Annotated in this window: 13 protein-coding genes and 1 pseudogene; 2 read left to right on the forward strand and 12 right to left on the reverse strand. The window is 52.3% G+C overall.

Annotation, left to right across the window (positions count from 1 at the left end; all coding sequences use genetic code 11):
- Window positions 1-89: 89 nt before the first annotated feature.
- Window positions 90-755: a 6-phosphogluconate phosphatase gene (gene yieH / locus UC14_RS08955; RefSeq protein WP_013577696.1), complete on the forward strand. Its 666-nt coding sequence runs from the start codon at window positions 90-92 to the stop codon at window positions 753-755.
- Between the two features lie 16 nt (window positions 756-771).
- Here yieH and UC14_RS08960 read toward each other — a convergent pair.
- Window positions 772-1,575 (reverse strand): annotated as a pseudogene (locus tag UC14_RS08960) (sugar phosphate isomerase/epimerase family protein); the annotation flags it as partial.
- 274 nt (window positions 1,576-1,849) lie between these two features.
- Here UC14_RS08960 and UC14_RS08965 point away from each other — a divergent pair.
- Complete coding sequence (locus tag UC14_RS08965) at window positions 1,850-2,377, forward strand: TetR family transcriptional regulator (protein ID WP_232829659.1); 528 nt, start codon at window positions 1,850-1,852, stop codon at window positions 2,375-2,377.
- An 85-nt stretch (window positions 2,378-2,462) separates the two neighbouring features.
- Here UC14_RS08965 and phoU read toward each other — a convergent pair whose 3' ends face one another.
- The 11 genes from phoU to atpG all read right to left on the reverse strand — a co-directional run bounded on the left by phoU (window position 2,463) and on the right by atpG (window position 14,644).
- Window positions 2,463-3,194, reverse strand: a complete 732-nt coding sequence (gene phoU, locus UC14_RS08970) for a phosphate signaling complex protein PhoU (RefSeq protein WP_013577693.1) — start codon at window positions 3,192-3,194, stop codon at window positions 2,463-2,465.
- Between the two features lie 10 nt (window positions 3,195-3,204).
- Window positions 3,205-3,972, reverse strand: coding sequence for a phosphate ABC transporter ATP-binding protein PstB (gene pstB / locus UC14_RS08975; protein ID WP_013577692.1), 768 nt, complete (start codon window positions 3,970-3,972; stop codon window positions 3,205-3,207).
- Between the two features lie 92 nt (window positions 3,973-4,064).
- Window positions 4,065-4,952: a phosphate ABC transporter permease PstA gene (gene pstA, locus UC14_RS08980; RefSeq protein ID WP_013577691.1), complete on the reverse strand. Its 888-nt coding sequence runs from the start codon at window positions 4,950-4,952 to the stop codon at window positions 4,065-4,067.
- Window position 4,953: 1 nt separating this feature from the next.
- Window positions 4,954-5,910, reverse strand: coding sequence for a phosphate ABC transporter permease PstC (gene pstC, locus UC14_RS08985; RefSeq protein WP_013577690.1), 957 nt, complete (start codon window positions 5,908-5,910; stop codon window positions 4,954-4,956).
- Between the two features lie 94 nt (window positions 5,911-6,004).
- A complete protein-coding gene (gene pstS, locus UC14_RS08990) occupies window positions 6,005-7,045 on the reverse strand; it encodes a phosphate ABC transporter substrate-binding protein PstS (protein WP_013577689.1) in 1,041 nt (346 codons plus the stop codon).
- Between the two features lie 216 nt (window positions 7,046-7,261).
- On the reverse strand, window positions 7,262-8,134 hold the full coding sequence (gene rluF, locus UC14_RS08995; protein ID WP_112197579.1) for a 23S rRNA pseudouridine(2604) synthase RluF: 873 nt from the start codon (window positions 8,132-8,134) through the stop codon (window positions 7,262-7,264).
- 177 nt (window positions 8,135-8,311) lie between these two features.
- Complete coding sequence (gene glmS / locus UC14_RS09000; protein WP_112197580.1) at window positions 8,312-10,141, reverse strand: glutamine--fructose-6-phosphate transaminase (isomerizing); 1,830 nt, start codon at window positions 10,139-10,141, stop codon at window positions 8,312-8,314.
- A 132-nt stretch (window positions 10,142-10,273) separates the two neighbouring features.
- Window positions 10,274-11,644 (reverse strand): bifunctional UDP-N-acetylglucosamine diphosphorylase/glucosamine-1-phosphate N-acetyltransferase GlmU, encoded by a 1,371-nt coding sequence (gene glmU, locus UC14_RS09005; RefSeq protein WP_013577686.1) that lies wholly within the window; start codon window positions 11,642-11,644, stop codon window positions 10,274-10,276.
- A gap of 271 nt (window positions 11,645-11,915) precedes the next feature.
- Window positions 11,916-12,338, reverse strand: coding sequence for a F0F1 ATP synthase subunit epsilon (locus UC14_RS09010; RefSeq protein WP_013577685.1), 423 nt, complete (start codon window positions 12,336-12,338; stop codon window positions 11,916-11,918).
- Between the two features lie 27 nt (window positions 12,339-12,365).
- Complete coding sequence (atpD, locus tag UC14_RS09015; RefSeq protein WP_013577684.1) at window positions 12,366-13,748, reverse strand: F0F1 ATP synthase subunit beta; 1,383 nt, start codon at window positions 13,746-13,748, stop codon at window positions 12,366-12,368.
- A gap of 32 nt (window positions 13,749-13,780) precedes the next feature.
- Complete coding sequence (atpG, locus tag UC14_RS09020) at window positions 13,781-14,644, reverse strand: F0F1 ATP synthase subunit gamma (protein ID WP_013577683.1); 864 nt, start codon at window positions 14,642-14,644, stop codon at window positions 13,781-13,783.
- Window positions 14,645-14,707: the final 63 nt, after the last annotated feature.

The following is a 14,707-nucleotide window of genomic DNA, read 5'->3' on the forward strand; positions in this document are numbered from 1 at the left end:
GCCAGCACTGGATGTATGGGATTAAATCTATCGTTCGGGTACAGTGCCATAATGCACGCCAATAGATGAAACGCTCACAGGGAGAAAGTATGCCACAGGTTGAATGTGTCTTTTTTGATTGCGACGGTACGCTGGTGGACAGTGAATTGTTGTGCTGCGAAGCCTATGTCGAAATGTTCGCGCATTTTGGTGTGACGGTTTCATTCGACGAAATGTATAAGAAATACAAAGGCGTCAAACTTTACGAAATCGTCGCGATCGTCAATAAAGAGCACGGTATCGACGTGCCGAAAGAAGAAATGGAAGTCGTGTTTCGCCAGCATGTTGCCCGTCTTTTCGACAGCAAACTTGAACCTATTGACGGCGCACGCGAGTTACTGGAACAAATCACCGTGCCGATGTGTGTCGTCTCAAACGGCCCGGTCACCAAAATGCAGCACTCTCTCGGCCTGACCGGATTGCTGCCTTTTATGGGGGATAAGTTATTCAGCGGCTATGATTTACAGCGCTGGAAACCCGATCCTGCCGTCTTGTACAAAGCAGCCGACGTCATGAACGTGCCGGTGGAAAACTGCATTCTGGTAGAAGATTCCGTGGCAGGCGCACAGGCCGGGATCACCGCAGGCATCCCGGTGTTTTACTACTGCGCCGACCCGCATAACCCGCCGCTGGATCACCCGCTGGTGACCACTTTCCACGACATGCGCGAACTGCCGGGGATCTGGCGTGAAATGGGGTATCAGATCACTCGCTGAGTGATTTTTCGTACGCCTGCATGCGCTTTTCCAGCTCCGTCAGAGATCGCAGGCCATCAGCCAGCGGCAGGGTTTTATCATTGAAGATTTCCAGTGACCAGGGGCCGGTGAAACCTTTACGGTTCAGCGTGCTGACAAAATCCACCAGCGGTAAATCGCCCTGCCCCGGATAACAGCGGTAACTACGGCTCCACTGCTGCACGTTCATGTCTTTGAACGGTACATCGGCAAGTTGCAGGAAACTGATTTTTTCCAGCGGCACTTCATCCAGACGGTCAAGATTGTCGCCCACGGCGAGAATATGAAAGCTGTCGAGCACAATGCCCAGCGCCGGACTGTTCACCTCGCGTACGCGATCCCACGCCTGGCGGTAACGGTTGACGTGTTTACCCCATGCCAGCGCTTCATAGCCGATACGGATGTCATACAGCTCCGCCATTTCCGCCAGCGCAGCGAGATCGGCAATCTGCACCTCCCGCTCCGGTGAACTTTCCGGATCGGTGTTGCTGCACACCAGTAAATGATCGCAGCCCAGCTCGCTCATCAGGTCGAACTGGCGGCGTGCGCTGGCGAGTTTTTCAACCCGCTTCTCTGCCGGAACCCCTTCGAAATCACGGAAAGGTTGCAGCAGGAAAATACGCAGGCCGAGAGAATCGGCGAGGTTACGGATAGCCGCCGGTTTGACAGGACTTTTAAGCAAATCGTCTTCGAATATTTCCACACCATCAAATCCTGCAGCCGCAATGGCGGTAAGTTTTTCAGGCAAGGTTCCTGGTACTGAAACTGTCGCAATAGAATGTAACCGGGTGGTTGCAGGCAAAATAGTGTCCTTTTAGTCAGGCTTCGATACTTACAGTAGTGGACCCTCACGCCACATTCGTCAAGTGCGGCGAAGTTGTATGAACGCACAGATTGTAACTGGGCTAAGCAATGGTTAATCTCTGTGGCGAGAATGTGGTTAATGAAGAGGATAAGACGCTGAGCAGCCAAAGTTCCCCGGCGCCGGACGTAAAAATGATCCGATAGGACTCAGGCAGCGCATTTTCGACAGCGCTCTGGCTGAATTCGCTGAATCCGGTCTGATGGGCGCGCGCATGGAAAATATCGCCTCCAATGCCAGCACCACGAAACGTATGGTGGTCTACCACTATAAGACCAAAGAAGCCCTGTACATGTTGGTTCTGGAACACGTTTATCGCGGTATTCGCCAGCACGAGCTGGAGCTGGACTTATCTTCGTTGCCACCTGCGGAAGCGATCGTCAAACTGGTAGAAGCCAGCTTCGATTTCCATGTCTCACACCCGGAATTTATCCGTATTGTATCGACAGAAAACATGCTGCGCGGCCGCTTTATCCGCCAGTCCACCAGCATCCGTGAGATCAACAAAACGGCATTAACGCTGCTGGAAGATATCCTTGAACGCGGCAAACAAAGCCATCTGTTTAAGGAAGATGCGCAGGCGCGCGACGTTCACCGCCTCATCAGCAGCTTGTGTGTGCACCAGGTCGCCAACCAATATACGTTCGGCGCTTTGTTTGAAAATCCGGATGAGGTGGATTTACAGACCGCCCATTACCGGCAGTTGGCCGTACAGGTCGCGCTGCGCTATGTGATGAAATAATTGCGCTGACCGGACGCGGGTATAAGATCGGAAAGCAAAAAGGCCTCGTCAGAGGCCTTTTTTGTGGAGCGATGTCAGTAAACCCTTATTCTTTCGGCACATCTTTACCGTCTGTCAGCAATTTATCCAGCGCATCGCCGCCCACATGACGGAAATCCTGACCTTTCACAAAGTAGAAAATGAATTCGCAAATGTTCTGGCAACGGTCACCGATACGTTCGATAGAACGGGCGCAGAACAGTGCGGTCAGCACGCTTGGAATCGTGCGTGGATCTTCCATCATGTAGGTCATCAGCTGGCGCACAATGCCTTCATATTCCTGATCCACTTTTTTATCTTCACGGTAAATACGCACCGCTTCGTCAAGATCCATACGCGCAAACGCATCCAGCACATCATGCAGCATCTCTACGGTATGGCGGCCCAGCGATTCCAGGCTGACCAGCAACGGCTGATGCAAATGTGAGAATTTTTCCAGCGCCGTGCGGCAGATTTTATCTGCCACGTCACCGATACGCTCGAGTTCAGAAATGGTTTTGATAATCGCCATCACCAAACGTAAATCGCTGGCGGTTGGCTGGCGCTTGGCAATGATGCGCACACAAGCTTCGTCGATCGCCACTTCCATCAGGTTAACTTTGTCATCACCTTTGATGACGCGTTGCGCCAGTTCGGCATCCTGATTGTGCATCGCCGTGATGGCGTCAGTCAGTTGTTGCTCAACCAGGCCGCCCATCGCCAGAACCTGCGTACGGATATGTTCAAGCTCAGCATTGAACTGGCCAGAAATGTGTTTGTTTAAGTTCAGGTTGTCCATTCTTTGTACCTCAACCGTAGCGGCCAGTAATGTAATCTTCAGTCTGTTTGCGCGCTGGTGAAGTGAACAGCGAGTCAGTGTCGCTGTATTCGATCAGTTCGCCCAGATACATAAACGCAGTGCGATCTGAACAACGCGCAGCCTGCTGCATGTTGTGGGTCACGATCACCACGGTGTAATCAGATTTTAACTCGGTGATCAGCTCTTCGATACGGCCGGTAGAAATCGGATCGAGCGCCGAGCAAGGTTCATCGAGCAGCAGAACGTCAGGACGGATCGCAATACCACGTGCAATACACAAACGCTGTTGCTGGCCGCCGGACAGGCTGTAACCACTCTGGTGCAACTTGTCTTTAGATTCATTCCACAATGCAGCTTTGGTCAGCGCCCATTGCACACGCTCGTCCATATCCGTGCGGGACAGCTTTTCAAACAGACGGACACCAAACGCGATGTTGTCGTAAATCGACATCGGGAATGGCGTCGGTTTCTGGAAGACCATGCCGACTTTGGCGCGCAGCAGCGCGATGTCCTGCTTATCAACCAGAATGTTTTCGCCATCAAGCAGGATTTCACCCTCAGCGTGCTGTTCCGGATACAGCTGGTACATTTTGTTAAACGTACGCAGCAGCGTGGATTTACCACAGCCTGACGGGCCGATGAATGCCGTGACTTCGTTCTTAGCAATATCCAGGGAAATATTTTTCAGCGCGTGGAATTTGCCGTAATAAAAGTTCAGATCGCGAACCTGAATTTTGCTGTTGGATGCGTCAGTCATTCTCAGACATCTCTCTTATTCGCGCGCCGCATGGCGACGCCGGGTAAACAGTGATGGCAGCCGCTATCACCTGCCATCGATAATAAATTCGCTTATTGCTTTTTCGGGGCGAAAATCACACGCGCCAGAATGTTCAGCAGCAGCACACACACGGTAATCAGCAGAACACCCGCCCACGCCAGTTGTTGCCATTCGCCAAACGGACTCATCGCAAACTTAAAGATGGTGACCGGCAGGTTAGCAATCGGCTGCATCATGTCGGTGCTCCAGAACTGGTTGGAGAGCGACGTAAACAACAGCGGCGCGGTTTCACCGGCAATACGGGCAATCGCCAGCAGGATCCCGGTGATAATGCCGGAAACTGAGGCTTTCAGTGTGATGGCCGAAATCATTTTCCACTTCGGCGTACCCAGTGCATAAGCCGCTTCACGCAGGCTGTCCGGCACCAGTTTCAGCATGTTTTCCGTGGTACGGATAACAATCGGGATCTGTAACAATGCCAGTGCAAGCACGCCCGCCCAGCCGGAGAAGTGTCCCATTTTTGCCACCATAATGGTGTACACAAACAAGCCCACAACGATGGATGGTGCGGAAAGCAGAATGTCGTTAATGAAACGAATGAATTCAGCCAGCCAGGATTTACGTCCATATTCGGCCAGATAAATCCCCGCCATCACGCCCAGTGGCGTACCGATGACCGTTGCCCACAGAATCAATAATCCGCTGCCTGCAATGGCGTTAGCCAGACCGCCGCCTGCCGTATTCGGAGGCGGGGTATTTTCTGTGAACAGCGCCAGCGACATCCCGTCAACACCTTTAACGATCGTGGTGAACAAGATCCACACCAGCCAGAACAGACCAAACGCCATGGTCAGCATGGAGACCATCAGCGCCAGACGGTTCTTCTGACGGCGCCACGCCTGACGTTTGCGACGCGATTCCAGTAATGCAGTATTACTTTGCATTTCGAGTGTCGTCATCTTAACGGCCCTCTTTCTTAGCCAGACGCAGGATCATCATTTTCGACAGCGCCAAAACAATAAAGGTGATGACAAACAGGATCAGACCCAGTTCCATCAGTGCAGACGTATGCAGCCCGGCTTCCGCTTCGGCGAATTCGTTCGCCAGTGCAGAGGTAATGCTGTTGCCCGGCGCGTACAGCGATGCGCTATCGAGCTGGTAGGTGTTACCGATAATGAAGGTCACCGCCATGGTTTCGCCAAGTGCGCGCCCCAGACCTAACATCACGCCGCCGATCACACCATTTTTGGTGAACGGCAGCACGATGCGCCAGATCACTTCCCACGTAGTGCAACCAATGCCGTAAGCAGATTCTTTCATCATCACCGGCGTTTGCTCGAACACGTCACGCATGACGGAAGCTATGTACGGGATGATCATAATGGCGAGGATGACGCCTGCTGCCAGAATACCGATACCAAAACCCGGACCGGCGAACAGGGCACCAACAATCGGGATACCAGAAAGCACATCGCCCAACGGCGTCTGAAAATACTGCGCAAACAGCGGGGCGAAAACGAACAACCCCCACATGCCATAAACAATACTGGGGATCGCCGCCAGCAGTTCAATAGCAATCCCCAGCGGGCGTTTCATCCAGTTCGGCGCCAGCTCGGTAAGGAATAATGCGATACCAAAGCTGACGGGAACAGCAATCAGCAGGGCAATAATGGAGGTCACGACCGTGCCGTAAATCGGCACCAGTGCGCCAAATTGCTGGTTCGGTGCATCCCAGGTTTTCGTCCACAGGAAGGACAATCCGAACTTTTCAATGCTCGGCAGGGAAGCAATAAACAGCGAGACGATAATGCCGCCCAACATAAATAGCACAATCAGCGCTGCCAGTTTAACCAGCGCGCCGAAGATGATGTCACCGTTTTTGCTGGGTGCCTTGATAGCCGGCTTGTATTCAGCCATACCACTCTCTTTTAATTCAGATTTAATTCCCTCCCCGGCCGGAGAGGGAATGAAGCAGAAGACTTGTACTCTATATCAGACCCGAGGTCAGATCCTAGTAAAGTGCTTTACCGCTGCTGTCTTTGATGTTGGTTTTCCAGGCTGCGCGGATCTGTTCTACAACAGAAGCTGGCAGTGCGGCGTAATCCAAATCAGTCGTCAGTTTGTTACCGTTTTTGTAAGCCCAGTCGAAGAACTTCAGCACTTCGGTGCCCTTCGCTGCATCTTGCTGGTCTTTGTAAATCAGGATGAAGGTGGTGGAGCTGATTGGCCACGCATTATCACCTTTCTGATTGGTCAGGTCCTGAGCGAAGGTTTTGCTCCAGTCTGCGCCTTTAGCGGCTGCACTGAAGGATTCTTCTGTCGGGCTGATGGCTTTGCCGTCTGCATCTACCAGCTTGGTGTAAGCCAGGTTGTTTTGCTTGGCATAAGCATATTCTACGTAACCGATTGAACCAGGCAGACGCTGAACGAAGGCTGCGACGCCGTCGTTGCCCTTGCCGCCGAGACCCGTTGGCCAGTTAACAGTAGAACCTGCACCGATTTTGTCTTTCCACTCGCTGTTCACTTTCGCCAGGTAGCTGGTGAATACGAAGGAAGTACCGGAACCGTCAGCACGGCGAACCACCGCGATGTTAGTGTCTGGCAGTTTCACGCCCGGGTTCAGCTTGGTGATCGCCGTATCGTTCCACTTTTTGATTTTACCGAGGTAAATATCACCCAGCGTTGCGCCATCCAGAGTCAACTGACCGGATTTGATGCCCGGGATGTTAACAGCCAGTACCACGCCGCCGATTACAGTAGGAAACTGGAACAGACCGTTTTTATTCAGATCTTCTTCTTTCATCGGTGCATCAGATGCCCCGAAATCAACGGTTTTAGCGATGATTTGTTTCACGCCGCCGGAAGAACCGATGCCCTGATAGTTAACCTGAGTACCGGTTGCTTTCTGGTATGCATCAGCCCACTTAGCATAGACAGGGGCTGGGAAGGTACCGCCAGCGCCAGTCAGGTTAGCGGCAGCGAAAGCAGACATTGCTGTGAGGGAGAAAGTCGCTGCTACAAGACCGGCGACGGTGTTACGCATCAATTTCATGTTCCACTCCTGGTGGTTTTAAACTTCCCGACTGATGTCGACGTTAATTAAAGTGTTTGGCACAGGAGGAAAATAGGACAGTTTAGTGACAGTAAAATGTACGTTATATGACAGTTTTATGACACTGGTCACAATTCGAACCATACGGGCAAAATGCGGGAGTTTTAAGCAGAAAAAGCCGGTTATTACACCGGCGGATAATGAAAAGCGGGTAAATTAACGCCCCTTCTTCTTACGGCCAGGCTGGGCAAAACGCTTGCGGGATGCGGAATTCACTTCAGGTTTTTCACTGTTTTTCGTTTTAGTGACAGCCGGTTTTTTAGCCTGAGCAGGTTTTGATGGCACTTTTTTCGCCGGTTTGTCTTCAGACGAAGAGTTTTCAATCAGCTTAAACAATTCGATCAGTTCATCATCGGTCAGATCACGCCATTCGCCCAGCGGTAATCCTTTCAGATTGATGTTCATAATCCGCACACGTTCAAGCTTAGTGACGTCGAAACCAAAATGCTTAGTCATGCGGCGGATCTGTCGGTTAAGTCCCTGCACCAGCGTAATGCGAAACACCATCGGTGCTTCTTTCTTCACTTTGCATTTCTTGGTCACGGTACCGAGCATCGGCACACCCGCGCCCATACCGGCAATAAACTCGTCCGTGATCGGTTTATTGACGGTCACGATATATTCTTTTTCGTGGTCGTTACCGGCACGCAGGATTTTATTGACCAGATCGCCGTGATTGGTCAGTAAAATCAGGCCCTGCGAATCTTTGTCCAGACGGCCAATCGGGAAGACGCGTTTGCTGTGGTTAACGAAATCGCGGATGTTGTCCCGCTCCCCCTCTTCCATCGTGGTGATAATGCCTACGGGCTTGTTCAGCGCAATAAGCACCAGATCTTCTTCATCACGCGGCTCAATAATCTGACCATTCACTTTCACCACATCGCCGGCAAACACCTGAGCACCCACCGCAGCACGCCTGCCGTTGATAAAAACATTTCCCTGTTCGATGTAACGATCAGCATCGCGGCGCGAGCAGATGCCGCTCTCGCTAATGTATTTGTTGAGACGAATGGAGGAGTTGGTCAGCATTCAGCGGGGTACCTTCAGAAAAACGCGAACTATACCTTATCCGGGGCGGGTTACGAAGCCTGAGAGAAGAGAATCGTGACCGGCTGCTGACAAAGAGAGAGCCGGAGAACAACATTCTGGAAAGAGAAAAGCGCCCCGGGAGGCGCTTAGAGATAACATGGCTGAAACCGGACAGTCTTATTCGACAGTCACAGACTTCGCCAGATTACGTGGCTGGTCAACATCGGTGCCTTTAATCAGCGCAACGTAGTAGGACAGCAACTGGAGCGGTACGGTGTAGAAAATCGGAGCGACGATTTCTTCAACGTGAGGCAGCTGAATAATCTTCATACCGTCACTGTCGACAAAACCCGCGTCCTGATCGGCGAAGACATACAGTAAACCGCCACGTGCACGCACTTCTTCGATATTCGACTTCAGTTTTTCCAGCAATTCGTTATTGGGCGCAACCACGATCACCGGCATATCCGCATCAATCAGCGCCAGCGGGCCATGTTTCAGCTCGCCTGCCGCATAGGCTTCAGCGTGGATATACGAAATCTCTTTCAGCTTCAGCGCACCTTCCATCGCGATCGGATATTGATCGCCACGGCCAAGGAACAGGGCGTGATGTTTATCAGAGAAACCTTCAGCCAGTGTTTCGATAGTCTTATCCAGCGACAGCATTTGTTCGATGCGTGCAGGCAACGCCTGAAGCGCGTGAACAATGTCGTGCTCAACTTGCGGACTCATCCCTTTCAGGCGGCCCATACGCGCCACCAGCATCAGCAGAACGGTCAGCTGCGTGGTGAAAGCTTTGGTTGAGGCCACACCGATTTCGGTGCCCGCTTTGGTCATCAGCGCCAGATCGGATTCACGCACCAGAGAGGAACCAGCCACGTTGCATACTGCCAGCGAACCAAGATAACCCAGCTCTTTCGACAGACGCAGCGCTGCCAGCGTATCAGCCGTTTCACCCGACTGAGACAGCGTGATGATCAGGCTGCCCGGACGAACAGCAGATTTGCGATAGCGGAATTCCGAAGCGATCTCGACATCACAAGGCATGCCAGCCAGTGACTCAAACCAGTAACGCGCCACCATCCCGGAGTTATATGACGTACCGCAGGCGATAATCTGCACGTGCTGAACACGGGACAGAATTTCGTCCGCTTTTTCGCCCAGCTCGCTCAGATTCACTTCGCCGTGGCTGAAACGGCCTTCCAGGGTGTTTTTAATGGCCAGCGGCTGTTCGTAGATTTCTTTTTGCATGTAGTGGCGGTAAACGCCTTTATCACCGGCGTCGTACTGCACTTTGGATTCGATTTCTTCACGCTCAACGGCATGACCATTTTTGTCATATACGCTGACGGAACGGCGCTTAACTTCAGCAACATCGCCTTCTTCCAGGAACAGGAAGCGGCGGGTCACAGGTAACAGCGCCAGCTGATCGGAGGCAATGAAGTTTTCACCCACACCACGACCAATCACCAGCGGGCTGCCGGAACGGGCAGCGACCAGAACAGACGGATCGCGGCGATCCATCACCACCGTGCCGTAGGCTCCACGCAGTTGCGGGATAACGCGCTGGACCACTTCGAGCAGCGTACCGCCCTGGAGTTGTTCCCAATGCACCAGATGCGCGATCACTTCGGTATCTGTTTCAGAATCAAAACGGTAGCCGCGTTCAATCAACAATTCACGCAGAGGTTCGTGGTTTTCGATAATGCCGTTATGCACCACAGCAATGTAATCAGACACATGCGGGTGAGCATTCGCTTCAGAAGGTTCGCCATGGGTTGCCCATCGTGTGTGAGCAATACCGGTGCCACCATGCAAAGGATGTTCATCGAGTGCATCAGCCAGCATCTGGACTTTACCCAGACGACGCAAGCGCCCCATTTTCCCGTCAGCATCAATGACAGCCAGACCGGCTGAGTCATAACCGCGGTATTCGAGACGGCGTAAACCTTCCAACAGAATTTCAGCAATATCGCGTTGCGCTACTGCGCCTACAATTCCACACATCAGTTTTATTCCTATTGAAGGTCTTTTCGGGACCTTTTTTGATGCCTGACCTGATTTATCCGCAAGCCCCGTTTTCCGGTGTACTTGCGGTTCCCCGAGCCTTGTAGAGAGTTGGGGATTATTATGAACAGCTTATTTTTTCTTCACCGGTTTCTGCCAGTCAGGTTTATGCACCTGCGGCACCCGGCTTAACAGTAAACCATTGTCCGGCACGTCGCGCGTGACCGTTGTACCGGCGGCGATCGTCACGTTATTACCCACAGTGACTGGCGCTACCAGCTGAGAATCTGACCCCACAAAGACATCGTTACCGATGATGGTCTTATGCTTGTTTACGCCGTCGTAGTTGCAGGTGATGGTACCCGCGCCGATGTTAACGTTATCCCCAATATCAGCATCACCAAGGTAGGAGAGATGACCAGCTTTAGAACCTTTGCCGAGACGCGCTTTTTTGATTTCGACGAAATTGCCGACATGCGCGCCTTCAGCCAGTTCAGCGCCGGGGCGCAGACGGGCGAAAGGCCCGACCGTACAACCGCTTTCCAGCACCGCATCTTCGAACACGCTGTAAGGACTGACTTCACAGTCATCGCCAATCACGCAATTTTTCAGCACGCAGCCCGCACCGATTTTGACGCGATCACCCAGTTTCACGTGACCTTCGATAATGACATTGGTGTCGATCAGTACATCGATGCCGTGAGACAGTTCACCGCGCAGATCAAACCGCGCTGGGTCCATCAGCATCACGCCTTCGAGCAACAGACGCTCTGCCTGTTCACTCTGATATACGCGCTCAAGACGGGAAAGTTGCAGGCGGTTATTCACACCATCCACTTCGCTGTTTCGCGCCGGATGAACGGTGGCGATCAGATGTCCTTCCGCATGCGCCATCGCAATAATATCGGTGATGTAGTATTCACCCTGCGCGTTGTTGTTATTCAGTTGACCGAGCCAGCGTTTGAATGACGCGCCGTTAGCGACCAGGATACCGGTGTTAATTTCCTGAATTTTCAGCTGTTCTTCGCTGGCATCTTTCTGCTCAATAATGCCGGTAACAATGCCATTCTCACGAACGATACGGCCATAACCGGTCGGGTCATCCAGCACGACGGTCAGTAAACCAATGCCGCCATCGGGCTTGGCTTTGAGTAATTCGTTCAGGGTGTCGACGGAAATCAGCGGAACATCGCCGTACAGCATCAGCACATCTTCATCATCGGCAAAGAACGGCGCCGCCTGCTGCATCGCATGACCGGTCCCCAGTTGCTCTGCCTGCAATACCCAGTTCAGATCACTGCCTGCCAGATTTTTCTTCAGTAAATCGCCACCGTGGCCATAGACCAGATGCACGTTCCGGGCACCCACTTGCGTGGCCGCATCAATGACGTGCTGAACCATTGGCTTGCCAGCCAATGGGTGAAGAACTTTCGGAAGGTTGGAGTACATGCGTGTCCCCTTGCCCGCGGCAAGGATCACCACACTCAGTGCGCTGTTCGACATAGGTAACCTGACAAATCCAATTTGAGTGACAAAAGTAACCCGTTCAGTGCGCGGATTACTACATATTTCGCTTCAAAAACCGCCCGCAGGCCGCAGCCTGCAAGGGTTGTATGCTGTATAGACTACACCAAAAAAACTGAGGGTAAAGTGTCGGTTAATCACCCAAGTATTCCATTAAAAGCGAAAATTAGCCTTGGGAAAAACACTGAAAATGCACTTTATTAAAAGCAAAAAAAAAGCGACCCGAAGGTCGCTTTTCTAACTGATGTTGTTACATCGCTTTTCTGGTCAGTTCGATAACGCGAAGTTTCGCGATCGCCTTAGCCAGTTCCGCTGACGCCTGAGCGTAATCAACGTCGCCGTGAGAACCACTAATGTGTTCTTCCGCTTTGCGCTTAGCTTCAAGCGCGCGCGCTTCGTCGAGGTCTTGCCCACGGATTGCAGTATCAGCCAACACGGTCGTTGCATTCGGTTGCACCTCAAGGATGCCACCGGAAAGATAGATATACTCTTCTTCACCGTGTTCTTTAACAATGCGCACCATGCCAGGCTTGATGGCGGTGAGCAGCGGAGCATGCCCCGGGAAAATACCCAGTTCGCCTTCGCTACCCGTCACCTGGATCTTTTGTACCATGCCGGTAAACATACGTTTTTCCGCACTAACAACATCCAGATGGTAAGCTTTTTCAGCCATGTCATCCTCTCTCACAACAAGCTAGCGTTACAGTTTCTTGGCTTTTTCCACTGCTTCATCAATGGTGCCAACCATGTAGAACGCTTGTTCCGGCAGGTGATCGTAGTCGCCGTCCATAATGCCTTTGAAACCACGAATGGTATCTTTCAGCGATACGAACTTGCCCGGAGAACCGGTGAAGACTTCGGCCACGAAGAATGGCTGGGACAGGAAGCGCTGAATTTTACGCGCACGGGATACAACCAGTTTGTCATCTTCTGACAACTCGTCCATACCCAGGATCGCGATGATGTCTTTCAGTTCCTGGTAACGTTGCAGAATAGACTGCACGCCACGAGCCACATCGTAGTGCTCCTGACCAACAACCAGTGGATCCAGCTGACGGCTGGTGGAATCCAGTGGGTCAACCGCCGGGTAAATACCCAGTGACGCGATCTGACGGCTCAGAACCACGGTCGCATCTAAGTGAGCGAAGGTGGTAGCTGGAGATGGGTCAGTCAAGTCATCCGCAGGAACGTAAACGGCCTGTACGGAGGTGATTGAACCACTTTTGGTCGAGGTGATACGTTCTTGCAGAGCGCCCATCTCTTCCGCCAGCGTTGGCTGATAACCTACCGCTGATGGCATACGGCCCAGAAGTGCGGACACTTCGGTACCGGCCAGGGTGTAACGGTAAATGTTGTCAACGAACAGCAGTACGTCACGACCTTCGTCACGGAATTTCTCCGCCATGGTCAGACCGGTCAGTGCAACGCGCAGACGGTTACCTGGTGGCTCATTCATCTGACCATACACCAGGGAAACTTTGTCGATAACGTTGGAGTCGGTCATTTCGTGATAGAAGTCGTTACCCTCACGAGTACGTTCACCCACACCTGCAAACACAGAATAACCGGAGTGCTCGATCGCGATGTTACGGATCAGCTCCATCATGTTTACAGTCTTACCAACACCCGCACCACCGAACAGACCGACTTTACCGCCCTTAGCGAACGGACACATCAGGTCCATAACTTTGATACCGGTTTCCAGCAGTTCCTGGGAGTTTGCCAGCTCTTCATAAGAAGGCGCAGCGCGGTGGATCGCACGACGTTCTTCTTCGCCGATCGCACCTTTCATGTCGATTGGTTCACCCAATACGTTCATGATACGACCCAGAGTCGCTTTACCCACCGGTACTTCAATTGGGTGTTCCAGGTTGTTCACTTTCAGACCGCGACGCAGGCCGTCTGAGGTACCCATTGCGATACAACGAACAACGCCGCCGCCTAACTGTTGCTGTACTTCCAGCACCAGTTTGGAGGTACCGTTTTCTACCTCAAGAGCATTGTACACGTTCGGTACTGCATCCTGAGGGAACTCGACGTCCACCACGGCGCCGATTACCTGGATAATCTTTCCAGTAGCCATCTTGAATCCTCTACGTAATTCGTAAACCTAGCTTAAACCGCGGAGGCTCCCCCGACGATCTCGGTGAGTTCCTGAGTGATGCTGGCCTGACGAGCTTTGTTGTATACCAACTGCAGCTCTTTGATCAGGCTGCCGCCGTTATCGGTTGCGGCTTTCATCGCTACCATTCGCGCGGCCTGTTCGCTGGCCAGGTTTTCTACGACGCCCTGATAAACCTGGGACTCCACATAGCGACGCAGGAGAGTATCCAACAGTGCTTTAGGGTCCGGCTCATACAGGTAATCCCAGGATTTTTTCGCCAGTTCGCCGTCTTCTGCTGGTGGCAGAGGCAACAACTGAACGATACGTGGTTCCTGAGACATGGTATTGACGAATTTATTGCTAACAACGCATAACTTGTCTAAGCGACCTTCGTCGAAAGCCTGCAACATCACTTTCACCGGCCCGATCAGTTCTGACAGGGAAGGGTTATCCCCCATGCCAGTCACCTGAGCAACAACGTTGCCCCCAACGGAGCCGAAGAAAGAGGCTGCTTTGGAACCGATCAGTGCGAGATCAACTTCAACACCTTTTTCGGACCAGCCTTTCATCTCTGACAGCAGTTTTTTGAACAGGTTAATGTTCAGACCACCACAAAGACCACGGTCGGTAGACACCACCAGATACCCGACACGCTTAATTTCACGCTCATCCAGGTACGGGTGCTTGTATTCCAGATTACCAAGCGCAAGGTGACCAATCACTTCACGAATGGTTTCTGCATAAGGACGGCTGGCCGCCATGCGATCCTGCGTTTTACGCATTTTGGAGGCGGCGACCATTTCCATCGCTTTAGTGATCTTTTGCGTGTTTTGCACGCTGCTGATCTTACTACGTATCTCTTTTCCGCCGGCCATCTCTGCTTCTCCTCATTACCAAACGGCCTGCTGCTTATCTGCCAGAGGCAGGGCAGCAAGGCC

It is taken from the genome of Rahnella sp. NRRL B-41462 (assembly GCF_003263525.1).
GTDB classification, from domain to species: Bacteria; Pseudomonadota; Gammaproteobacteria; order Enterobacterales; family Enterobacteriaceae; genus Rahnella; species Rahnella aceris.